Raw genomic sequence first — 23,301 nt, 5'->3', positions numbered from 1 at the left:
ATGCAGGGAATACCCTACTCCCATGATGAAGGATCAATCACGCCTACCGCCTCAAAGGCAGGCTTACAAAATAAATAGCCTTGCATCAAATCAATACCGATCGATGTCAGAAAATCTCTCTCGCTTTTCGTTTCTATGCCCTCCGCCAAGATCTCTATCTGTAAATCGCGACAGATAGACACAATCCCACGCAGAATGGCCTGTTTTGGACGACTCCGATCCACGTCCCGAATCAGCTCCATATCGATTTTTAAGACATGGGGCTGGTAGTCCGCTAACAAATTCAACCCAGAAAACCCCGCACCAAAATCATCAATCGATGTGATAAAACCAAATCGCTCATACTCTCTAAAAATATTGACCAAATGGGCGCGATCGACCACCTTCTCGCCTTCCGTCACTTCAAACATGATCCGCTCAATCGGAAAGCCATATTTTCTGGCGGCCTCTAAGGTTGTCTGGATACATGCTTCAGGCTGATACACGGCGTTGGGTAAAAAATTAATCGACAATTTTCCTTCCATGTGAAGTGCCGCGGCTCTCCGAATCGCTTCCACACGACATTGTTGGTCAAACTGATATCGATTCGTGTCATTCACCCGACTCAAGACAGAATACGCCGACTCACCGTTGGGGCCGCGCACCAAGGCTTCATGTCCAAAGATCGTCTTGGAAGTCAGACTAATAATCGGCTGGTACGCAAACGTGAACTCAAAGTCCAACGCCGTTCCTGACCTGCACATGCCGCATTTGTCTTGTGATGACGACGCGCTATCTGGGTGCAATGCAATCTTTTTCATTGATAGAGTGAAGAACTGAGTGAAGAAGTCATTGAGTAAAAAACAGAGCCAACGTGGTCTAATTCATTCAAAAACCGGTGCGTTACCGCTGATGCCATGCCAAGTCTGTCTGCGGCAAAGCGACCGCCAACATCATTTGTCATTATCAGTTAATCTAAGCCATCGTTTCTTATTTGTCGCGTTATTTTTTGTTTAATCAACACTTTTTATACCTCTGAATTTCTATTTCTGAAGGTGAATGCATTCATTTATTGACTTTTTAATAATTCTTAATAATTTTTAATACCGACCGGCAATAATAAGAAGCCTAGATTTGCCTCCCACCGTTCAATCAATGAAAGACCCCACTTATGATGATTCGTTTGATTTATGCCAGCCGTGCCGTTAACTTAGGACCCGCGGACGTCAAAGACATTTTAGCAAGTTCCCGTAAAAATAATCAGCAACTCGCTATTACGGGTGCATTATGCTTATCGAACGGAATATTTTTACAGTGCCTCGAAGGAGAACGTTCCGCGGTGAATGCCTTATACCATCATATTCTGAAAGATAAACGTCACGTCAGACCAGAAGTATTATCGCTGGAAGAAATCACACAACGACAATTCACCAGCTGGAACATGGGGCTCGTCGCCGCAACCAGCGAAAATACCACGCTCTTTCTCAAATACTCGGCAACAGCAGATTTTGATCCCTACAGCATGCCTGCCGCCGCGCTGACAGAATTCTTCACTGAGGTCATCAAAAATTCTAAATGGCTGAGTTGATGTGCAGGCGCCAAGAAACGATGTAGCCTCAATAGGATTCCGGATATCATAGAGAAACACAATCTATGGAGGTATTATGGTATTCGGCTATTCCATCATTTATGTCAACAACGTCAAAGACACCATCGAATTTTACGAGAAAGCATTTGGGTTCCAGCGTATTTTCATCACGGATACCAATGAATACGGCGAATTAGCGACTGGCACAACAAAACTAGCATTTGCTGCGAACACTTTCGTCAAAACCATCATGCCTCAGCCATTTGAGGAAGCCTCCATCGATAAACCAGCACCTCCTATGGAACTGGGATTTGTGACAGAGCACGTCGAAGAAGCCTTCCATCAGGCTATCTCTGCGGGAGCGATCGAAATTAAAAAACCGACACAAAAACCGTGGGGACAATTAGTTGGCTATGTGCGCGATATCAATGGCTTCATCATCGAACTCTGCTCACCCATGTCTTAGGACTTTGTTCTCTTTAAGATAAGGTTAACCGGCACTGCCACCCACGGCTGTCGGTCGACTTCATTCGCCGTCTTTGATGTGCAAGCCGTTCATCATGTTTTCAAACTGCGCATCGTTTTGTGAAAACCGTTCCTCGGGACACCACAGCGCAAGGTAGATCACTTTGTTCTTGGTAAAAATTACGCGGCCAACATAGTGCAAATAGACGCCATGCCTATCGACGCCACGCATTTCCTGCCGGTACGCCTCAACACCCGGCAGATCAAATTGTCGACTGGTAGTGAGGGCACCTTTAACGAGATCACTATCCATTCGCAACCTTTCCATGAGCGATCCGCTGATATCGCTGAATATCGGAAAAGGATTGCGCATATAGGTACTGACAAACACCCCCGCTTGCAGACCTTCATTGTATGCATAATGTTGATAAAGACCGCTCGGTGAGACCGCCTGTACCCACCCTGTCGACAATACCATATTCCAGACTTCGTCATCAAACCGGTGCGAATCACGCACCCGCACAATGGCATTATTGATTGTCTCAAGATTCCGAACAGCGCTCGATTGAGAAGGTGCACCGTGATCGCTTGTTTCAAACGCCATTGGAAAAGCATCATCAGAAAAATCCTTGCTGTCCCATTTCATCGCTTGTACGTCGCGGTTGCATTGTTGGTAGGGATGATTCGCCCGCAATCCAGCCACCCCATATGCCCACGCACCACAACTGCTCGCGAGAGGCAACTGCGTGCACCCACTCAGCAAACTGCACAGAAAAATAAACCCATGTATAAAGCGATACTGACGTGTTGGCATTGATGTTTTCTCGGTCATTGATTCAATCGACATCGAAGATGTACGAATGGATATCGATGGCTAGTGTAAAGTGGACACGACTAACGTATCTCGATGGGGTTCGAACGAGCAGTGGTCTTATGTACCATTGGTCATTTCAATTTTTTCGTGATGGCGACGATAGAGCGTGTCCCGTTGATGTTGAAAACACTCACGATATCCGCAAGAATTTTCGCTTGGTTTTGCAATGATCCCGCCGCTGCAGCCGCTTCTTCAACTAAGGCTGCATTTTGTTGTGTCACATTGTCCATTTCGATCACTGCGCTATTGATCTGCTCAATACCCGTCGTTTGTTCCTGACCGGCAGCGGTAATTTCACTAATCACATCGGTCACACGTTTAACACTGTCGACGACTTCAGTCATGGTTGCTCCTGCCAGCCCCACCATCCTGCTTCCCGCTTCAACTTTTTCAACGGAATCGCCGATCAGCGCTTTGATTTCTTTTGCAGCACTCGCACTGCGTTGCGCTAAATTACGCACTTCAGACGCCACAACAGCAAAGCCACGTCCTTGCTCTCCAGCACGTGCAGCTTCAACGGCGGCATTCAAAGCAAGAATATTTGTCTGGAAGGCGATGCCGTCGATCACGCTAATAATGTCGACGATTTTCTTTGCGGACTCACTGATCGAATCCATAGTACCAACGACTTCAGACACCACACTACCGCCTTTCCTTGCCACTTCAGAGGCTGTTTTAGCTAAGGTGTTGGCGTGACGGGCATGTTCAGCATTTTGTTGAACGGTGGACGTAATCTCCTCCATCGCTGAGGCGGTTTCTTCAAGTGCACCAGCCTGCTGTTCAGTGCGGGAAGATAAATCCAAGTTGCCGATCGCAATCTGTGTTGTTGCTGTCGCGATGGTGTCCGTTCCTAATCGCACTTGGGAAACAATCGTTTGTAGCGAATCGTTCATGTCCTTCAGCGCTTGCAGCAATTCCCCCGTCTCATCCGAGGTATTCACTTCGATGTGGCTCGTCAAATCACCGGCCGCCACCGTCTGCGCCACTTTCACCGCTTTGTTGATGGGGCGCGTAATCGAGCGGGTAATGAGTACGCCAATGACGGTCGCCAACAGTGCCGCAATCAAGGACAATATGATGACAAGGTTTGTCGCCGTGCGCGCTTGCTCGAGCGTGTCGTTGGCAGTGCTATCCATTGCTTCTGTTTGATATTCATCAAATTTTTCAATGGCGCCAAAGAGAGCGTTCTGCAGTGGGATAACTTCCTTGAACAAGAACTCAGTTGCTTGTTCTTTGCCACCTTCTTCAATGAGTTTTAGCTCTTTATCAGCAGCAGCGTGATAGGCCGTACGAGCATCGATAATGGCTTTAAACAGCGCCATACCCTTGGGGCCATGAATCAGCTTTTCGAGTTGCGGCAGGATCACCTCATTTTTCTTTTCTGCATTAACAGCTAACGCAATAAAGTTCTTTGCTTCCTCTGGCGTCGGCGCAAGGAGTGCATTACGCAAATTGCGCGCCTCGGTATTGGTATTGCCCCTGACCTGGGTCGCAAGCGCAATCTTCGCATAGCGATCATTCACAATCGCTTCGGTGTTTGCCGTTCCACTCTTCAAGTGAGTAACACTCAAGATAGAAATAACAACCAATAACAATATAACGAGCCCAAAACCTAGCCCAAGACGTGTACCGATTCTTAAATTTGACATTTTCACGAGTACTCTCCGAGCTAGTAAATACAGCTTTACATTGGATGTGGTGTTCTTACCATCTGATTGTTTAATATTTCTTTAAATTAAAATATGCGTAAAAGTAGAAAAAGAAAAGTTGATGTTTGTTAATTTGATGCAATGTAACAAAAGTTTTCCCTTTTTAACAAAACGTGTTTCATCCTAAACCATCTTTGTACAAATGGATAGACGCGTTGTCGTTAAAAAATCAAACAAACCGGTCACAGTCGATATGCGAAAAAATGTTGTCTTATCACTAGCATGTGCAGGCACTTTACGTTCGATCACGTCGTCAATAATAGCGACACCGCAGTCGTTCTTTATGCGGTGTCATTCATCCATCAGATTGGGAAAGTTGGAATACGTTGCCTTCAGGATCTTGTCCATCGCACATCAATTGGGGAAATCCATCATAGCGCTTAAGATCCCCCATGGCCACACCTGCACTCAATAATGAAGTACGTAACTCGGGCAATCCTGATTTCACATTAAAAACCATTTTGACGTTAGAACTCGAACGATTAAGAGGCTGATCGCGCCAGGGCATTCCCACGCGGTGCAGTGCAAGTTCTATGTGCCCAGTATGAAGTACCACCCACTCATCCGGGATCTCTTCAACGAGCTCAAAAGAAAAATGTAGTTGATAAAAACGTTTCAATAACGAAACGTCATGGACATAGAGAATGAGACGACATAGAGAGAGAGGCATCTTTATTCCGATGAAGTTAGTTGGTCCAAAAAGTGGAGGCGACCACAATCAATATACGAGCAACACGATCAACGACGCGACGCAAAATAAACGTAATCCCAAAGTAGATGCGGGTAGAGCTAAGTAAAATTAAACGTAGACATCGCTACTACAAGATATTCATCGTTTACAGCGTCCATAGATGCCATGCATTCATTGATTTTCGCCTGCTCTTTTTAAGCACATAGCAATGGTTTTCAAGCACTGAAAAAATGAACTCCTCAGACGTTTTCGACGATGTCTAGTGATTTAATGTGAGTTAATTTGATAATACTTTCAATCAATAAGTCTTCATTATAAGGTTTAACAAAATAATCAGTTACCCCCGCATTACTCGCTTTCCGGCGATGTTTATCGGTAGATCTCGATGAAATCATAACGATAGGTACACTAAACAATCGTTGCTGAGATCGTACATAAGAGGCAAGTTCGAGTCCATTCATGCGTGGCATTTCCATATCAGTCAGAACAATATCAGGAACCCACTCCTCCATCATCGTCACCGCATCTACTCCATCATTGGCCACCCTTACGTCAAAACCAATGTCAGCCATAAACTGCACAGTATTGCGGCGCGCTGAGAGCGAGTCGTCAACAACCAGTGCCTTCATTTTCTCCGTCGCTTCTAATACTGCCTGTTGAGTATGATTATGTCTCCAGGCATTCAATCCACCTTCGGTAACTTTGGTAGCAAGCTCTCGCAAATCGATCACAGGTGCAACATCGCCATTACCCAATATCGTCGCACCCAACAACCCAGACATACGCGGAACAAACTCACCTAAATCTTTCACGACAATATCTCGAGAGTAATACACGGCTTGAAGTCGAACGGCTTCTAAAGTACCAGTATCTAACTGAACAACCACTACAGGAAATCCAGTTCTATGTTCATTTTGCAGTTGAGGTACACATAATAATTCTTCAAGATCGGTTAATCGTTGCTTACTACCGTTCACCTGTACTTGCATCTGACCATCCTCGGTCACTGAAACATCAGACAAATCCAGATAAATCAAATCGTGAATGCCACTCGTGGACAACGCATATACCTGACCTCCACACGACACTAACAGTGCATGGCTCGCGACGAGCGAAACGGGCATTCGTAATTCCACAGTAAGTCCACGACCTGGTTCATTATGTAGAAAAAGTGTGCCTTTTAAATCATGAATCGATGCCAAAACGGCGTCCATTCCAATTCCACGTCCGGAAATTTGGCTCGCCTCGTCACGAGTAGAAAAACCATGCCGCAAAATGAGACGCATCACTTCTTCGGCACTCAACTCTTGATCAGGTGTGACCATTCCAATTGCTTCGGCTTTACGACGAATAATATGATGATCAAGTCCCTGACCATCATCACGACAACGCACAACGAGTGAATTACCCTCACGATTGAAGGACAGTCTAATATGTCCCACGCGCGATTTCCCGATCGCATCGCGCTCATCCGGCATTTCTAACCCATGATCAATAGCATTACGGATAATATGCATTAAGGGGTCAACGAGTGCCTGCAGCACGTGACTATCCATTAACGTCTCTCCGCCCTCAATGTCAAGAATCACCTCTTTATCGAGGAGACGCGACGTCTGACGGGCAGACCGTTGTAATCGCGGCTCAATTGTTACTACTGGAACCATTCGAGTGCGCATCACGAGATCCTGAGAACGAATCTGTAATCGATGATGCTGCTCTACAAGTTCATTGAAATTCTCAAGTTGTAAGCTTCCATCGTTCAAAATCGTTTTGGTATCAACGCTTGCTTCGGTCAACTGCCGTGAAAGGGTCTGTAGTTCGTTAAAACGTTCGAATTCAAGTTCATCAAATTCATGCTCCCCGCTACTCGTTGCGTAAAGATGACTTCCAATACCCAGTCCTCGAATATCGACCATGTGCTCCAACTGACCAACCAAACTCTGTAGAATTTCGTTTTGACTGCGAGTACGGCTTGTCATTTCACGAGACTGTGCTAATTGTTCACGTAATTGCGCTGCAGAAATAATAGATTCATTGACGAGATTCAAAAGTTCGTCGATCAAAGAAGCAGGTACCCGGACAGTGGCTGACATATTTGACGCAACAACTGCTGGAGCAACCACCGATTCAGCAGGATGCACTGCCCCTGAATCTCCACTATGTTCATCCAATCTTATCCCCACAATACCTGCAGATTCACTATCAGGTATTCCACACTCATCAATTTGATTTGCTAAATCTAGAACGTTTTGCAATACTTTTAAGCGATCTGTCGGTGCTGGTACGATACCTTGGACTGCCTCACTCATTGTTTCAAGACAATCACCTGCCTCGACTAAGATGTGAGAAACATATCTGCCAGGCATCGTTTCAGCAGCATGCAAAGCAACTAAGATATCCTCCAAATGGTGAGTCAGATTAGCAATGCCAGAAATGCCAACGGTGTTTGCGGCACCTTTGAGTGTATGCGCAGCGCGCTTTGCGATATCCAAATCTTTGAGCGTCCCATTACCGCTAGCGATTTGCAAAATAGCCCCCGAGAATGCCGCAGTCTGAATGGGCAATTCTTGAATCAATCCTTCTACAAGTTCGGTATTGATATCGTCGGGAATATCGAGACACACATCACTATCATTTGCGACGCTAGGGCGTGTTATACCAGCGCTAGTCGTCACTTCTAGAATTTCCACTGCAGATAGCCGATTTGCCATCACTTCGACTTCTTCTGTCTCCCATGGCGATGACCAACACGGAAGTACAAGTAAATTTGCCAGGGCCACTGCAGTAGCGGGATCATCAGGTGTCAAACAATAATAGCGCATCGCTGGCACCATAACCAACATTGCTTCGCGTTGCGCCGCATTTGGCCCGGGCGCGTCTAACGTAGCTAACATCAACGCTGCGTAAGCGTAAATCCATTCAGACAACACAGAAAGACCAATCGCATCACAAGCGCCTGCAAAACGTTCTAATAACTCTGCAAGGGCAGCTTGTACATCCTTACGTTTTTCAATTTCATCCGAAGTATCGTTCAAGAGATCGATTGCACTTAACGTATCAACAATCTCACTCATCACAATATCAAGTTCATCAGTCAGAATAACCAACATGTCGCGGCCAACCTTCTGAGGCGTATCCGTTATGTCCCTTATGTCCGTTATCTCCGCCATTTCTCTAGTCTCGTGAACCACTACCGTCTCACTTTCTCCCGATCCAGATAAATTGGAAGACATATCGATCATGAAATCGACTGATGAATCTGAAGTAGCATCGTTCAAATGCATAAGCAACGCTGCGATACGTTGAGGTTGATCCATGTATGCATCCAACAGTGCCACTTTCGCTTGCATAGCGATCGTAAGTTGCTGAGTTGCATTGAGATTCATTACCACCCTTTCTGCTAACGAAAAGCAAGCTTCGCAAAGAATACTCAAATTTTTTTCGTCGGCATACTGAGCAATGATAAACAGCGAGTCACACACAGCGGTGCTATCCCATTTCTGATTCAACACAAAATCTAGTGCTTCGATTTCAAGTAACATCCGATCAGTATCATTGATCGGATTGTCCACAGGATCTTGCGTACTCTCTCTTGGTCGGCAGTGGTTCGTCTCATTTAATTGATGAGTAAGACTCATCCTCGCGCCGAACTCATCAATCAGGTTAGATGATCGATGCACCGCATCAATATCGTCCTCATAATGCTTCAGAGACAAAATAGCGTCGCATAATGGTTGGACCAAATCGATTGCGGAATGGCGATTACCTTTTGCGAACGCAACGACAATGGAATTCAGGCCCTTAGACAAAATAGATAAGATGTCTCCCAGCGCGTGATGTGGCGTGGATGCCAATATCGACGCACTTTGATTCTCAACATCTGTCGCAACGTCGATCCAGTCGTTATAAGTTATATTCGTATCAGAAGGAAACGCCGCCACACGCTTGAGCAAGGCTTCGAGATGAGAGTTAAACATCAAATACCAATCTAATTAATCTACTAGTTTAAAGACCCGTACAGCTGCAACAAGACTACGAGCGTATTCAACCAAATTATTGGTCTGTCCCACCTGCTCCCCCAACTGTCGACTCGTTTCTTCAGTACTGGAACGGATAGCATCCGCACGAACAAGTAAGTCTTGGTTATTCTTGAGCTGATCTTCTGTCGACTCTGCAATCTCATGTACCGACCGGACGAGTTCTTCAGTCGTGCGCTGTGTTTCTTGCATTTGCGTACCCGCTTGCTCGGCTAAACGCGAACCACTCACCACTTGCTCAATAGCTAAATTCATGGTGCCCACTGTTTCAGCCGTATCTGCCTGAATATTTTTCACCAAGGCAGCAATTTGCTGTGTTGCCTGACGTGAGCTTTCTGCAAGACGCTGAACCTCATCAGCAACCACCGCAAATCCGCGACCCGCCTCCCCAGCAGACGCTGCATGCATGGACGCATTTAACGCCAGTACATGCGTACGTTCAGCAATGGCGTTAATCAAGTTAACGGCCTGTGAAATATCTTGCGACCGCTCACCCAAGCGTTTAATTTGTTTTTCCGTTTCACGCATCATGTCGCGAGTAAGATTAATGCCGGAGACAGTATTAGATACCGTATCCATCGCCTGTTGCGTAGCTCGCAGTGCGAGTTCGGCACTGTGATTAGCACCGCGCGCTAACTTTGTCATACGTCCCATAGCTTCGGCGGCGTTACCTAATGAAATAGCTGTTGCAGCAATTTCACTTCGCTCCGATGAGGCAACTTCGATCACGGCATTACTTTGTTCCTGAACGCGCAATGATGCCAATGCCACGTCAGCAGAGAGATCAGACACCTCGCGCAAAACTTTGCCTGTTTCTGTTGTAAGCAAATTCAACGCATCAGCAACAGGACCGGTTACGTCCTCCGTAACAGGCACTTTAATTGTTAAGTCACGCTTTGCTAACATCGCCACGGCTTGAAGCAAATTCAATACCGAATCATTCAACGCGTCATTTTCATCCTGAATCCGTTTTTGTGTTGCAAGACGAGCATCGATCATTCCATCCAACGTACGCCCAAGTTGACTCAATTCATCCTGCTCAAGCATATGCGCACGCGCGGTGTCATCGCCACTTTGTAGTCGAGAAATCGTTTCCTGCAAATGCGTCACCGGACTAGTCACCGAACGCGAAATAAACGTCACGATCAGGTAGAGTAACGATGCTGTAAGCAAAACAATGAAAGTAACAATAATGCCAGTTGCGTTTCGTACAAAACTAACCCGACGTTCACTGGCAAGCGTTTCTTCCTCTGAAAACAATTGCAACTTATCAACGAGAGGCTCCGTTTTACGGGTTGCTTGACGAGCGACCTCAGCAGACTTTTTTGCACTTAACGTTGCATTAGCGAATTCAATAAACGATTGCCCATACATTTTCATATTGGTCAAAATCGTCTTTCTACTATCCTCTTGTATTTTGGCGCGTTCAATTAATGCCAATGCTTTATCAAGCTGATGAGAAAACGTTTGGATATATTGTTCTTCTTCACGTTGAATAAAGTCTTTTTCATTACGTCGCATTTCGAGATATGCTGCTTGAATTTCAAAAGCACCTTCAGGAATTTGCGTTTCAGCATCATGCGCTGCAGCACGGAATTTTCCGTGTAATCCAGAATCTTGATTCAAGCCGGCGCGTGTCATTAACTCCGCTGTTTTGGCAAAGGTGACCCCATACTCATTCACCGATTTTTTAACATCATTAATTAATCCCACGAGCTGGTCGTTCGGAGACAATTGACTAGATTCATTTAATTTCGCTTGTAACTTTGCGATGATCGACTGTTGACTTGCTACATATTGAGGATCCTTACGTAAGTAAAAATCTTTCTCATGACGACGAGCAATCAAAGTCAATACTTGTGTTTCCTGAATCGCATGGGAAAAATCTGCAAGACGTCGTTCCGTGTTTGCCGCTTGATAGCTCACGGCAAAATCTAAAGCAAAAATCAGAAATAAGGTGAACAAACTGACGGCCAACACACGCATCAATAAGCGCATCCGCCATTTAACAGTATTCGCTGCCAGTAAGGCCTCTAGGCGTTTGGCAAGTGCTTTCATTAAAATTCCTCTTGTGATGAAATAGTTGTAGAGTGGAATGGCATATCTTTTGTCTCGGAATAGTTATAAGCATGCTCGCTGAGGAAATCTTGAAGTGCAAAATCAACGAGATACAAGTCATTCTCTGTTTTCCAGCAGGCGATCAAATGACGACCAAAGAGCGCGGAAAAATCGAAAGTTTCAGATCGTGTCAAACGGCTATAGGCTTCTGGCAAGCCATTGACACGAAGTGCAAAAACACTCTGTCCTTTGCCAATCATGACATCAACAGAACTAGCGGGACGCTGTCGAAGCTCTTGACTAGGCCATCCATTAACGAGAGAGAGATCAAATAAAGGAACTAAACTCCCTCGTACGTTGAGTACGCCCAGTAATCCAGGTGGTGTCCTTGGCAATAGCGTTAATTTAGAATTGTCGAGAACTTCACTTTCTAGTCCATTAGGCAAGAGTATTCGCACATCGCCAATCCTGACACCATAGCGGCGAGAATCGATGTTCCACCATTCTGGCGTCGCTGCGTCATCCCATATTGCTTCAACGATGGCCGAATCAGTGTTTAGATCAGTATGTGGATCAGCTATTGGACTAACCACATCATGCGTAATTGCATCAGTTCTTTTATCAATCTGTTCGTCATAAGGTATATGTACCATTGCTAACACCACCGAATGGTTACGATACTTTCTTTAACTGATCGATGATCTGATCAGCTGAATAAGGTTTAACGACATGCCCCTTTGCCCCTTGCATTTGCCCCCAGACGAGGTCAGCCTTTTGTCCTTTACTTGTCACAAAAATGACAGGAATCGATTTTGTATTGGGATCCTCATTTAATAAACAACACGCTTCATAGCCGTCCATATCAGGCATGACGATGTCGAGAAAAATAGCATTCGGCTTCTCTAATTTCGCTTTCTCAATCGCCTCTCGACCATTTCTGGCAGTAACAACCAAACATCCTGCATCACTCAATACCGTTTTGATATTGGCGAGATCCACGGGGGAATCGTCGACTATAAGCACCTTCTTACTCATTGCATTTTTCCTTTATTAAATTTATGAAAATACGTAACTAAATAACTCTTCGTTTGGCATGTATTTTTTGATTGTCGACTGAAATACTTTCAAATCAACGGGCTTAGTAAGATACGTATCACAACCCGCGAGATTGCCGCGTATCTTGTCAAAGGGAGAGCTCTTCCCAGTCAACATGATGATTGGTAACTGCTTTGTCTTTCTATTTTTTTTGATCGTTCGGCAAATGGCATAACCGTCTGCGCCAGGGAGAACTACGTCAAGAAACAACATATCAAATTCTTGTTTTAATAAGATATCTAAGGCGGCCTCCCCTGTATCGACGCAGACAACTTCACCGCCAATTTGCTTAATGGCCAATTCCATTTGTTTTCGAATCGTTGTACTGTCATCGACGACCAAAACCCGAAAAGGAGCATGTAATCCGGAAGTCGAGGAAGCATCAAATTCTGCATGCAACGAGATGTCTTTGGGCTGACGATTCTTTTGAATACGATCAGACTCCTTCACTGAAATCTCTTCCAAGATTTTTAAAAGACTACCGGGGACCATCGGTCGCTTTAATAGATAGCCATGTCGATCTTCAATTGTTCGCGACAAGACCACAGCGGGGATATTTCGTTCCTGATTAAACTTCCCCCAAAAACTCATCGATTCCGGCGACTCCTCATTAATGAGAACAATATCTGGCGCATTGCTCTCATCGATGACGTCATTGACACGAAAGCTATATTGCCGTCCTGCTGTAATTGCGCAAACACTCTTAATGACACGAACCTCAATTGCACTAAGACCTAGCGCCGCTAAGTTATATACTTTATCTAACGCCATATTTATACCGAAGAAAATTACTGTATGACTAGATTACCTACTGTTTAATCTATCGCTTAACGACACACTGAAATGTTCACTTTGAGTGAGCGACATATAACTTAGATTTGGAGTTGCCATCTGTCGTGTGCGTTGCTACCACAGGTCGTTCCATTCAATGGAAATACTGAACAATATCAATTCAGTAATCAGGCTGATGGGAACGAATGACAATAGGTATGCCTAGCGATATATGCACCGCTAGGTTTATGGGAGGGCGCATCTTAACTACAAAATTGATGTACGGCAATTTGTAGGAATACGCACTTATATTGCGGGAATTACTGAGTTGAGGTAGGCGCAGTGAGAAGTCGAAAGTCAGAAATGATGCAACGTATTAGTCATTCATTACCATGACAGCTTAAGAGAAAACAAACGTCATCACTACGCGCATAAATTAAATGTGAGGCATTCAAGCATCTAATGACTCTTTGAAAGAATGTCTTGATATGCCAGCTGAATTTTGATGCATTCTGCGATGGATGTTGCATCGAGTTTTTCGATCGCATTTGCACGATGGGTCTCTACCGTACGAACGCTGACCCCTAAATTGACCGCGATTACTTTATTGGGTAATCCATCCACCAATGATTCCAGTACTAATTTTTCTCGCTCTGTTAAACGACTCACCCTGTTCAAGATACCTTCCTCAAATCGACGCTGATTAAAAGTCTCTTGAGAAATGTTGATCGATTTTTGTACACAATCAATCAAGGCTTGCTCAGCCACGGGTTTCAAAAGAAAATCAATCGCTCCTGCCTTAAATGCCCTTGTGCATTGAGCTAAATCGCCATGTCCAGTAATAAAAATAATCGGAATCGAGACACCACGCTCTTTCAGCGAATCTTGAAACGAAAGCCCACTGATCCCTGGCATCCGTATATCTAATATGAGGCAACAGACAGCGTCAGGCTTGAAATCAAGTAAAAATTGATTAACATCTGCATAGGCTCGCACATGAAGTCCGACTGAACCTATCAATAGGCTCAGCGAGTCTCTTACAGCAACATCGTCGTCAATTAAGTACACAATAGGTTCAACCATCTCTATCTCTCGCATCTAGTTCATTTTGCGTTTTCACAATCGTCGCTATTGTGGCATTGGTTTATTCAACACTTGACATATAAAAGCTAAATTCTGCACCACCAAACGTATTATTTTTCGCAATTAACTTTCCACCAAAGGATTCAATGATCGATGTGCTAATCGCCAAACCAAGCCCTAGTCCATCTTTTTTTGTTGTAAAAAAAGGGTGGAATAAATTATCCATCGTTCCTTCAGATATGCCGCAACCCTTATCTATCACGGATACAAAGACAAAGTTTGATTCATACTTGGTAGAAATTAGGATCGTCTTCTCGGCGACATTCACGTCTGACATCGCATCGATTGCATTACGGATAAGATTCAATATCACTTGTTCTATCTGAATTCCATCAGCTAAAACGGGGGGTATTTGATCAACCAAATCAACCTGCAACGTGACTTCCGCATCTCTCAAATCATGCTCAATGAGCGTCAGCACATTTTCAATATGTTGGTTAACATTAATTAGCTCTGGAAGGCAATTTTCTTTTTTTATAAAAGACCTGAGCCTTGCAATAATGTCTCCAGCGCGTGTAGATTGCGTTGCAGCCGACTGCATAGCCTGAATAATTTTTTCAATATTAGGATTGGGAGAGTGCAAAAGATGAATGCATGCTTGGTTATAACTCAGGATCGCTGATAAAGGTTGGTTGAGCTCATGTGCAATCCCGGAAACCATTTCTCCCATGGTTGTTAAACGGGTGACATGCGCTAATTCCGTTTGATGCTGACGCAGGCGCTTCTCGCTTGCAGCCAAAGCCGCTAATACTTTTTTTCTGGCTGGACCTAAATCTCTGAAGACAATGACCGCTCCGATAATTGATTGCTTCAAATCGCACAATGGTGAAACGCTTCCTTCGATCAAAGTTGGATCTTCTGAGTGGATTTGAAAAATCGTATTATCCGGAAGTTCGACAATGCGTTTTTCTACCAGACAAGTTTGAATCGGGTCTAGCGTTAAGGTGTTTGCTAAGTCATACCTAAAGTTAAGTACTTTGTGGGCGAGCCTGTTTTTTATTGCATCAAGATCTGTTCGCAAAATTTCTAATGCAGATGCATTGGCGTAATCTATATTACCCGTCAAATCCATCGTAATGACAGCATCATTGATCGAGTGCAATGTGACCAGAGCTCGCTCTTTTTCCTGAAAGATAATTTCTTTTGTTTGGCGAGACAATTCACTTTTATCTCCCCATACCCGAATTAATCCAGCAGTTAATAAGGCAATACTCAAACTCAATATCGCACCTAACAAAGTGGTTGATCGATTAAAGACTTCCCAGCCAATCTGCTGATTAGCTTCAATGGAATAAGGCGTCCCTCCATGATCCTCGTTTTGTGAAAAATGAAGTTTTAAGAAAAACTCTTGCCACTTGATAGACGAAGTTGAACTTGCTAATGGATTAAAAATGACCAATCTCGTCTTATCGCCCTTGATCAAAGGGTTGGCACTATAGATACTCACACTCATATTTGAGGGCGGTAGTTCATCAGCGGATAAAAGCTTGTCGGGATTAACTGAAATAGAAATGGTATGCGCTGCTTGGGTATAACGAATAATCGGATCGGTCGACGGCGACACCGTCGAGAAGATCGCTTTTAAAAGTAAAAAATCATGATTTTTCGCGTCACTTGGTTGCTGTGCAATCGCATATTTTCGACTATAAACCGACCGATTAAGGGCCTCGCGCCAGATAGCATCTTGGTATTTATCCGTTCCTAGTTGAAGTAAATCACCAGGATCCATCGGCTCCTTAAACGTGAAAGGATAATAAAACGTCCGAGGTACTCTCACCGGTGATCCACTTGGCTTCACATTGTTGGCAGCGCTACCTTTTTTATCTGAACGATCCATGTCATTCGATTTTATTTTATAGTTTGTCGCCAGCATGGACCGCGCATGCTCTTCAAATTGCTTCACTTCTGCCTGTTCAATTCTTGGCTCGATGGCAACGAATGAAATATAAGGATGCTGCACGATCATGTCTTTGATGTAACCGCGCAAACGATTGAACAAGACGGTATCAAAAGCGCCCGACTCGACATTCATTTTTGGCATGATCCCTACATCGATTGATGATAATCCGGCCTCAGTCGATTTAAAGAGAGCCTCAATTTCAGAACTCGGATCGTTATTGAATACTGAGCTTTTCTTTGGAAATTGCGTCAGAGTAGGACTGGGGTAAAGTTCCGGTCCATAATAAGGAATGACATCAAAGATATGAATAATTGTTTCTAGACTATTCAATACTGTTTCACTTTGAATAAATCGTTGATGTAATAATTCTGCGATAGAACGAGCCCTATCGTTAAAAATTTGTTTTTGATTTTTTAGCTCGATGGATACCTGAACACTGAGAACGATTGAATAAATGAGCACCCAGAGAAATAGCGTCAGCACAAAAAAATTGCGCCGTAGTTTCTGCCATTTTTGGGGTATGTATAAGTGCATATCGCTAATGTTAATAGGCGACTAAAAATAATGTCAGGATCGTTCTAAGAATCTCATAACCCTGACTTCGATAACTCCCCTGTTTTTGCCATAGATCGAATCACGAGATTCAGTTTTTCAATCGTCTCATCGCTGACCTGAGGATTACATGCAACATAACCATCGGTTACGCCAAGCGATGTAATCAACCGCGGTTCAGACACACCTAATTCTTTTACCGCAGCCAAAGCAGGAATGGCATTTGCCGCCCAGAGATCAATTTTGTGTGTGGTGAGTTTTTTCAGATTAATTAATTCATCGTCGGATTCATCGAGTAAAAATCCTGCTTCACGTAACATCGAAGCGACGACCGTTTTCTTTCTGACGCCAATCGTCATCTTTCGCGCATCCTCTAGATTATGAATAACGCGGCGATCACTTTTATTTGCGTACAGCAATATTTTTTGCCTCACTACTGGTCCGACCCATTTGAATTTTTCTTCAGTGCTTTTATCCCGTCCAATTCCTAAAGCACACGTTGCTTTCATATTTTGGGCGGATTCGAACGCTTGAACGAAAGGGACGACCTGATAGTTATCAGTGATTCCAGAACGACTTGCAATAATATGAACAAACTCTACTGCTGCTTTATTAACAACTTTTCCGTTATCATTCTTACTAATTAAGCCTGGAATTTCAGGTGAATAAAACGTAATTGTCTCTGCAACTGAGAGGACAGGTGTGACAGCGATGAGGCATGTCAAATATCGCAAGATTTTTCTCATTCTGTTCACGCTGAATTTCTTTGCGAGCCTTGGTGTATAAAAGTAGTCAAAAAACGTTTCATCGCTGGTTATCAAATAAGCAATATGACATACGAGGTTTTCTTGCAGCTCTCATGAATTGAATTCACTATGATTTGTACGATTCATCTTATCTGAATTTCCATTTTTAGACACTCTTCTTTTCAGAGACCTTCAACATGGCGACAAACGCCCTCGTTAAGTAAGGGTGGTTTTCAATCACAGGCAAGTAAGGTCTGATCGACCCATATCGTTAACGACATAGCGTTCAAATACATCAAGTAGACGATACGAAAAGTAATGTGCTAGCGTTGAATGATCTGACCAATCCGAATTAAATTCCCATCCAAATCAACAATCGCAAATTCTCTGAGTCCCCACGGTTTATCTTCCAAGCGATCCATTCTGGGGATTCCTGAGACGGGTAAATAATTCACCGCACATACCTGATAGATTCGATCGACATCCTGAACACGAATATAGCAACCAGCCGAAGAAACGGCTGGAATAAGTTCTTTGTGGGTGAAGAAATGAAGCTTAATACTGCCACGGTGAAGAACCGCGTAATCGCTATTGAAGGCATGTGCACCACCTTCGAAACCTAACTGTCGATAAAATTTGATCGTCTCAGTGATGGAGCGACAAGGTAAAGTTGGAATCGCAAAATCATGATTTTCGTTCATCTTTGGTCCCTTCTCCGATGCCTACGACTAACACCACTCATCAAACCACCTGTGTGCCTTCAACGACGATAGAGATGCCGTATCCCTATTCCCATGAAGACCAACCCAGCCATCATGATCGTGATTTGGAGATATTCGAGTGAGTCGATGTGACGACGCAGAAAGCTTTTTAATACGACTCCGTTGAAGCTGCGGCATCTCTCCTTTTTCGGCAAGATCAGATCCAGACGTCCTTACTACCCAATACCATTGTATTTATCACTTTTCAATATGTAAACAAAACAGACCTTGAGCGTGCTCCCCAATCATCATGATGCACCAAAGTACAATACTTTTATCCGTCGAGATTCGTTATCTTCGTTCGCATTGATATGTGGTTCAGTGACGGAGGCTTTGATGGAAAGTATGAGAAACAGAAAATCAGTATTAAAAAGCACCTCGATGAGGCTGATTCCAGGTTTGGTGATGGCATCATTTTTATTGTCTGGTTGTGGCGGCGGATCGGGCGGAGTGCAAGCAGGGGCGGCAACCAATTCGAATGCTGGTACGCCTAATAATAACAATACGACATCGCCACCACAGCTTCCTGGCATATCGATCGCAAAAGTGGAATTTGCCCAGACCCACGTCCTGCCTCCGAATGGTCTTTCATGGCCGACGACGATAGGAAGTGCACCGTTGACATTAGCGGGTCAACGTAGTGCCTTAGCGCTTGTCCAAATATCACAAACGGATGTGAAAAATCCGGTGTTAGAAATTTGGAATAATCAAACGCTGATACAAACTATTCCACTCAATCCACCCAATAAGCTTCCCCCAACCGAGGGAGGAGAAGCGGCGTACGGGACGAATATTTGGTCGGCCACCATTCCGTCTGTACTGGTTACTGCTGGGATGTCGGTCAACTTTTCTAGTGACAACTATAGCCGCACAACACCAACCAATGTCGCGGTAGGTGCAAACATTGATCTGACCATGCAAATCTTGCCATTCGTGCTATTTGGCGCTACCAACGCAAATACGGGCCTTGATTTAAACAGTGAACGAACAATGCGTATGACTGATCAGATGAAGCAACAAATCAGTGCTGGCTGGCCAGGCAACGTGACCGTAGTCAACCATCCTGCAGGACAATTTGTGTCGCCCTATTTTGTCATGCCACCACAAAACGGTGCACCAGCATTTCTCGCTACATCAATGAGCGATATCAAAGATACGGGCTTATTTGTTGATGCAATCAATGATCTGACCTATCAGGTGCACCAAGCGAGCGGCGATATGAGTATGAACCGCGTGACGTTTTCATCTGTCATTGCGGTTGACAATACGAAATCTGGATCGAATAAATTGGCATGGATTGGAAACGGTGTGAGCGTCGTAGGCGCTGGGGTGGCAACTGGAGGGAATAGCTATGGCTTCTTGTTACATGAAACAGGGCATGCCATGAGTTTAGGGCACTCTCGTCCAGAGTACAACGATCCTACTGGCAAGCGTTACCCATACATACAAGGATCTTTAGATGGATCAGCGTGGGGCTATAACAGTGCAACAAACGAGTTGCGTAATCCATTGATACCCAAAACATCGCCCATTTATCTATCGTGTACGAAACAAAGCAACTATCAATTAGATGCCAATGGAAAATGCTACCGTTTAGATCCGATGGACCACGCTGATGATGGAAGCGATCCCTCCTATAATGGTTTTTCCCTCTTTTCTGATTACAATATTGCCCGTATTCAGAGGTGGATTACTGGACAAATCAAGTTGGATAGCGCCTCCCCAACCAATTTTTCCAAATGGGACAGTGCTAGTTCAAGCTGGAAAGCCTATACCCCGGTCACGAGCAATTATGGCGTTGATCAGATTAAGGGAAATGTTCCGGTATTAAGAAACATACCTGTTGCCAAAATCGTTTTAACATTCAGTCATGCGGGAACGCCTAACGTGTCCCGTTTTTATCCGCCTATTCTTGCAACAGATAGTTCTATTGAAACCATCGATCCGACCGATGTCACACAGTTAGCGAAAATTTATCCGTACACACTGAATGGTAATAATGCTGAGTACATGTGGTACTGCCATCAGTCTGGATGTGACTATACCTTAAGAGCGACTTTCACTGATGGTACCCAATCGTACCGATTATTAAAGGGAGGTTTTCGCCAATACTCGTATCCAACAACATTTGATGCGGGAGTGACCGATCCAACGAATGCAAAAAGTTTTCATTTATGGGCAATCAATATCCCCACCCCATCAAATGCTAAAGTGGCGAAACTGGAGTTACTTGATACATCGACGATTTGGACAATGACACCAGCACAAATCAAGACAGCTAATGTGTTGATGTCTCAATCGTTTTAATCTTCAACAATCACATACGCTTTCCCTCAACATATTGCTCCCCAAAGACGACGTAAAATAAACGTGATCTTTGGGAGCACATATGTGAAAGAAGAGCGTAATGAAACACGGTTGAATGCGTTTGAAAAAATGATGGTCAGCCGCAAATACCAATAACTGTGAGCAATCGTATTAGGTGATGTGACTATTGCAGTACTTATTCAAGAACACCAAGTTGAATTGCGCATAAGACGAGATCTGCCAAGGTGTCGACTTTCATCTTTTCCATAATGCTGCTTCGATACGCCTTTATTGTTCGCTCTGCGTAGCCCAGATCATAAGCAATTTGTTTGTTTAGACGCCCTCGGATCACACTATTGAATATTTGTAATTCAGTATCCGACAAGCCAGCATAACTCCGACGCAAGTCCTCCAAAAAGGTTCTTGAACTTTTGCTTTCAAGTGACTGTTCATGCGCCTTATTGATCGATGCCAGTAGTCGCTCTTTTTGAATTGGCTTACTTAAAAAATCTTCAGCCCCTGCTTTTATCGCCAGAACGCTTAATGCAATATCATTCACGCCTGTCAGGAAAATGACTGGTATTGAACATTGACGCTCCTTTAACTTCTTGAGTACATCTAATCCACTTAAGCCGGGCATCGTCATATCCAACAAAATACAACAAGCCTCATCTTTTAACTCTGCTTCTAAAAACTGAACGCCAGATTCAAATGTCAAAACCCGAAAATAACGCGTATTCAAAATTCCGCATAAGGTAGAACGAATCAAGGCATCATCATCAACAACATAAACAAGTGGATATGATTCTCTTTGCATTTTTGGCCAGGTGATCAATGAATGAGTAATGATGCAGACAAAGCTATTTTTCAACTCGTAGTTCGTAACAACATTCGCCAAAAAATAATTTTAAAAGCTGTACGTGACCATTTTTTATTATAAAAAATACGTTTCCATTCACGTAAATTCACAATATTGAACTTGATTATAGATAGCTGAGATTCAATGTAAATTGCACTTTGGTGCAGAAAAAATAAATTAGAAAATCAGACAACACCGGATAGCGATGCTCAATAATTTCACCTGATCCCCATGGTAATAAAGCATCAAATTACATGCAGACCGATCAGACAAAAGAAATAGATTAACAATCGTTTTCAATCTTTTATTTTTTATTAGGGACTTAAAAATAAAATAATTAAATTCCATATTTGAATTTTTATTTATTCATCTCAATTTTAAATTTCGTCTAAATGTCCATAACTTACAGAGAAATTTATCCATCTATATTTCAGTTTAGTGACAGAAAAAAATGAAATGAAGTATTCATTTTTAACATAATTGATCATTTTTCATACTCATGTTTTCTTCAGGAAAATACTACGGTGGCGCATGAAAATTTTATGCTAGAGTTCCACGATTCATTTGGAGACACGATAATGAACAATCAAATTGATGCAGCGGAGCTCATCCATTTTCCTGCACAAAAAAAAGATGATATTCAGTTCGTTCATATCATCGAAACGTTCATTACTTTTATGCAGAAGCATGATATTGCCATTTGCTTTACGGGCAACGAGAGTAATCGGATTCATTCAACAGAGGCATTAGCGTCAGAAATTTCTCAGCATTTACACGGAACGAGTATGACCTCGGCGCGGATATCAAGCTTATTAAATCACTACATCACTCTCCCCTATGAGGTCGTGAAGTGGAAAGAGGTAGGGCGATTTCCTGAAGTTGGAAATGCGATGAATGAGATATTGTCAAAAACAATTGATGATGTTGTCGACGCCGCCAATGCAGGAAAAATTTCTCGTGATCGTGCTTTGGGCGTAGTGAACGGGACGACATCGCTTCTCTATCAAACTGGCGCGATCAGTTTGTTGCTAACGCAAGAAATTAACGATGAAGTCAAAAAGCGGATAAAGAAAAAATTCTTTTCAATCTAACCGCTATTTTCATCAAGAGACGTTGAATAATGACACGATATCCGTGTGATAGAGTAAAAAGTTGCTAACGATATTTTCAATCGAAATAATAAGATCGTTTGAAAATATCGAGCAACGAAAACAATTCAATGCTTTTCACTGGACGATGAATAAAAGAGATACCATTTCCAAAATAATGCTTTGGTAAATGACGAAATAAGGCAATGTCCACCATCATAATAATAGGCAGTCGGTTATTTAATTTTTGTAGTTTTTCAAAAAAATGATCGCCGCCCAAGATTGTCTCATCCAACGCCATCAAGACACACTCTGTCGACCCCAAATGCGGGGGAGTCAATTCTTCTAAACGACGAAATGATCTTACTGCAATAGCCCGGGAACGCAGGATAGACTTCAGATTTTCAACTTCGATTTTATCTTCTGAGATGATGTTAACTACTAGCATACTTTTCGTCTCGCCCCTTCATTGGTGACATTTCTAGAGAGTCTCCGACGGCATCGTCGTTGATGAAAGTGTAGCGAGACGGCGCTCAAAGTATAGTGTCCTTTGGTGCACTGTTGATGATGATCTCTACATGTGAGGTCATTTTTTTTCGAACGTGTCGTGATGAAAAACTTATTTCTATTTTTAAATATCAATATTGCCATCACATTCTTCAATGCACCAAAGTGCAA

General features: G+C 43.5%; 19 protein-coding genes. 4 read left to right on the top strand and 15 right to left on the bottom strand.

The window, feature by feature from the left end; all coding sequences use genetic code 11:
* Positions 1-14: 14 nt before the first annotated feature.
* Positions 15-800 (bottom strand): EAL domain-containing protein, encoded by a 786-nt coding sequence (locus ACO0K2_RS06060; protein WP_423016805.1) that lies wholly within the window; start codon positions 798-800, stop codon positions 15-17.
* Between the two features lie 350 nt (positions 801-1,150).
* On the opposite strand from ACO0K2_RS06060, the gene ACO0K2_RS06055 reads away from it, so the two are divergent.
* Together ACO0K2_RS06055 and ACO0K2_RS06050 are read left to right on the top strand one after the other, a co-directional pair.
* Positions 1,151-1,567 (top strand): BLUF domain-containing protein, encoded by a 417-nt coding sequence (locus tag ACO0K2_RS06055; protein ID WP_423016803.1) that lies wholly within the window; start codon positions 1,151-1,153, stop codon positions 1,565-1,567.
* A 76-nt stretch (positions 1,568-1,643) separates the two neighbouring features.
* Positions 1,644-2,033, top strand: a complete 390-nt coding sequence (locus ACO0K2_RS06050; protein ID WP_423016801.1) for a VOC family protein — start codon at positions 1,644-1,646, stop codon at positions 2,031-2,033.
* Positions 2,034-2,093: 60 nt separating this feature from the next.
* Here ACO0K2_RS06050 and ACO0K2_RS06045 read toward each other — a convergent pair whose 3' ends face one another.
* The 12 genes from ACO0K2_RS06045 to ACO0K2_RS05990 form a co-directional block, all read right to left on the bottom strand.
* A complete protein-coding gene (locus ACO0K2_RS06045) occupies positions 2,094-2,846 on the bottom strand; it encodes a hypothetical protein (RefSeq protein ID WP_423016799.1) in 753 nt (250 codons plus the stop codon).
* A gap of 131 nt (positions 2,847-2,977) precedes the next feature.
* Positions 2,978-4,555: a methyl-accepting chemotaxis protein gene (locus ACO0K2_RS06040; RefSeq protein WP_423017462.1), complete on the bottom strand. Its 1,578-nt coding sequence runs from the start codon at positions 4,553-4,555 to the stop codon at positions 2,978-2,980.
* A 355-nt stretch (positions 4,556-4,910) separates the two neighbouring features.
* Entirely contained in the window at positions 4,911-5,285 is a 375-nt protein-coding gene (locus tag ACO0K2_RS06035) for a VOC family protein (protein ID WP_423016797.1), read from the bottom strand.
* Between the two features lie 260 nt (positions 5,286-5,545).
* Positions 5,546-9,283, bottom strand: coding sequence for a hybrid sensor histidine kinase/response regulator (locus ACO0K2_RS06030; protein ID WP_423016795.1), 3,738 nt, complete (start codon positions 9,281-9,283; stop codon positions 5,546-5,548).
* A gap of 15 nt (positions 9,284-9,298) precedes the next feature.
* Entirely contained in the window at positions 9,299-11,401 is a 2,103-nt protein-coding gene (locus tag ACO0K2_RS06025) for a methyl-accepting chemotaxis protein (RefSeq protein WP_423016793.1), read from the bottom strand.
* On the bottom strand, positions 11,401-12,054 hold the full coding sequence (locus tag ACO0K2_RS06020) for a chemotaxis protein CheW (protein ID WP_423016791.1): 654 nt from the start codon (positions 12,052-12,054) through the stop codon (positions 11,401-11,403). Before ACO0K2_RS06020 ends, ACO0K2_RS06025 begins: the two co-directional genes overlap by 1 nt.
* Before the next feature lie 19 nt (positions 12,055-12,073).
* Positions 12,074-12,436: a response regulator gene (locus ACO0K2_RS06015; protein WP_423016789.1), complete on the bottom strand. Its 363-nt coding sequence runs from the start codon at positions 12,434-12,436 to the stop codon at positions 12,074-12,076.
* 21 nt (positions 12,437-12,457) lie between these two features.
* Positions 12,458-13,267: a response regulator gene (locus ACO0K2_RS06010; protein ID WP_423016787.1), complete on the bottom strand. Its 810-nt coding sequence runs from the start codon at positions 13,265-13,267 to the stop codon at positions 12,458-12,460.
* A gap of 459 nt (positions 13,268-13,726) precedes the next feature.
* Positions 13,727-14,350 (bottom strand): response regulator transcription factor, encoded by a 624-nt coding sequence (locus tag ACO0K2_RS06005; protein WP_423016785.1) that lies wholly within the window; start codon positions 14,348-14,350, stop codon positions 13,727-13,729.
* A 61-nt stretch (positions 14,351-14,411) separates the two neighbouring features.
* On the bottom strand, positions 14,412-16,793 hold the full coding sequence (locus ACO0K2_RS06000) for an ATP-binding protein (RefSeq protein WP_423016783.1): 2,382 nt from the start codon (positions 16,791-16,793) through the stop codon (positions 14,412-14,414).
* 104 nt (positions 16,794-16,897) lie between these two features.
* Positions 16,898-17,596: a substrate-binding periplasmic protein gene (locus ACO0K2_RS05995; protein ID WP_423016781.1), complete on the bottom strand. Its 699-nt coding sequence runs from the start codon at positions 17,594-17,596 to the stop codon at positions 16,898-16,900.
* Positions 17,597-17,931: 335 nt separating this feature from the next.
* On the bottom strand, positions 17,932-18,309 hold the full coding sequence (locus tag ACO0K2_RS05990; RefSeq protein WP_423016779.1) for a bleomycin resistance protein: 378 nt from the start codon (positions 18,307-18,309) through the stop codon (positions 17,932-17,934).
* A gap of 465 nt (positions 18,310-18,774) precedes the next feature.
* On the opposite strand from ACO0K2_RS05990, the gene ACO0K2_RS05985 reads away from it, so the two are divergent.
* On the top strand, positions 18,775-20,676 hold the full coding sequence (locus tag ACO0K2_RS05985; RefSeq protein ID WP_423016777.1) for a M66 family metalloprotease: 1,902 nt from the start codon (positions 18,775-18,777) through the stop codon (positions 20,674-20,676).
* A 196-nt stretch (positions 20,677-20,872) separates the two neighbouring features.
* On the opposite strand, the gene ACO0K2_RS05980 is transcribed toward ACO0K2_RS05985, so the two are convergent.
* On the bottom strand, positions 20,873-21,547 hold the full coding sequence (locus ACO0K2_RS05980; protein ID WP_423016775.1) for a response regulator transcription factor: 675 nt from the start codon (positions 21,545-21,547) through the stop codon (positions 20,873-20,875).
* Positions 21,548-22,113: 566 nt separating this feature from the next.
* Here ACO0K2_RS05980 and ACO0K2_RS05975 point away from each other — a divergent pair.
* On the top strand, positions 22,114-22,626 hold the full coding sequence (locus tag ACO0K2_RS05975; protein ID WP_423016773.1) for a hypothetical protein: 513 nt from the start codon (positions 22,114-22,116) through the stop codon (positions 22,624-22,626).
* Between the two features lie 76 nt (positions 22,627-22,702).
* Here ACO0K2_RS05975 and ACO0K2_RS05970 read toward each other — a convergent pair whose 3' ends face one another.
* Positions 22,703-23,071 (bottom strand): hypothetical protein, encoded by a 369-nt coding sequence (locus ACO0K2_RS05970; RefSeq protein ID WP_423016771.1) that lies wholly within the window; start codon positions 23,069-23,071, stop codon positions 22,703-22,705.
* Positions 23,072-23,301 lie beyond the last annotated feature (230 nt).

Source organism: Undibacterium sp. MH2W, assembly GCF_049340215.1.
GTDB lineage: Bacteria > Pseudomonadota > Gammaproteobacteria > Burkholderiales > Burkholderiaceae_D > Undibacterium.
Note: the sequence above shows the minus strand (reverse complement) of the source record. Positions and strands in the feature narration are given on the sequence as shown.

What these genes read in the sequence shown, in the direction of transcription:
- ACO0K2_RS06060 (WP_423016805.1), bottom strand. Translation starts at nt 800, where the DNA reads ATGAAAAAGATTGCATTGCACCCAGATAGCGCGTCGTCATCACAAGAC.
- ACO0K2_RS06055 (WP_423016803.1), top strand. Translation starts at nt 1,151, where the DNA reads ATGATGATTCGTTTGATTTATGCCAGCCGTGCCGTTAACTTAGGACCC.
- ACO0K2_RS06050 (WP_423016801.1), top strand. Translation starts at nt 1,644, where the DNA reads ATGGTATTCGGCTATTCCATCATTTATGTCAACAACGTCAAAGACACC.
- ACO0K2_RS06045 (WP_423016799.1), bottom strand. Translation starts at nt 2,846, where the DNA reads ATGCCAACACGTCAGTATCGCTTTATACATGGGTTTATTTTTCTGTGC.
- ACO0K2_RS06040 (WP_423017462.1), bottom strand. Translation starts at nt 4,555, where the DNA reads ATGTCAAATTTAAGAATCGGTACACGTCTTGGGCTAGGTTTTGGGCTC.
- ACO0K2_RS06035 (WP_423016797.1), bottom strand. Translation starts at nt 5,285, where the DNA reads ATGCCTCTCTCTCTATGTCGTCTCATTCTCTATGTCCATGACGTTTCG.
- ACO0K2_RS06030 (WP_423016795.1), bottom strand. Translation starts at nt 9,283, where the DNA reads ATGTTTAACTCTCATCTCGAAGCCTTGCTCAAGCGTGTGGCGGCGTTT.
- ACO0K2_RS06025 (WP_423016793.1), bottom strand. Translation starts at nt 11,401, where the DNA reads ATGAAAGCACTTGCCAAACGCCTAGAGGCCTTACTGGCAGCGAATACT.
- ACO0K2_RS06020 (WP_423016791.1), bottom strand. Translation starts at nt 12,054, where the DNA reads ATGGTACATATACCTTATGACGAACAGATTGATAAAAGAACTGATGCA.
- ACO0K2_RS06015 (WP_423016789.1), bottom strand. Translation starts at nt 12,436, where the DNA reads ATGAGTAAGAAGGTGCTTATAGTCGACGATTCCCCCGTGGATCTCGCC.
- ACO0K2_RS06010 (WP_423016787.1), bottom strand. Translation starts at nt 13,267, where the DNA reads ATGGCGTTAGATAAAGTATATAACTTAGCGGCGCTAGGTCTTAGTGCA.
- ACO0K2_RS06005 (WP_423016785.1), bottom strand. Translation starts at nt 14,350, where the DNA reads ATGGTTGAACCTATTGTGTACTTAATTGACGACGATGTTGCTGTAAGA.
- ACO0K2_RS05990 (WP_423016779.1), bottom strand. Translation starts at nt 18,309, where the DNA reads ATGAACGAAAATCATGATTTTGCGATTCCAACTTTACCTTGTCGCTCC.
- ACO0K2_RS05985 (WP_423016777.1), top strand. Translation starts at nt 18,775, where the DNA reads ATGGCATCATTTTTATTGTCTGGTTGTGGCGGCGGATCGGGCGGAGTG.
- ACO0K2_RS05975 (WP_423016773.1), top strand. Translation starts at nt 22,114, where the DNA reads ATGAACAATCAAATTGATGCAGCGGAGCTCATCCATTTTCCTGCACAA.
- ACO0K2_RS05970 (WP_423016771.1), bottom strand. Translation starts at nt 23,071, where the DNA reads ATGCTAGTAGTTAACATCATCTCAGAAGATAAAATCGAAGTTGAAAAT.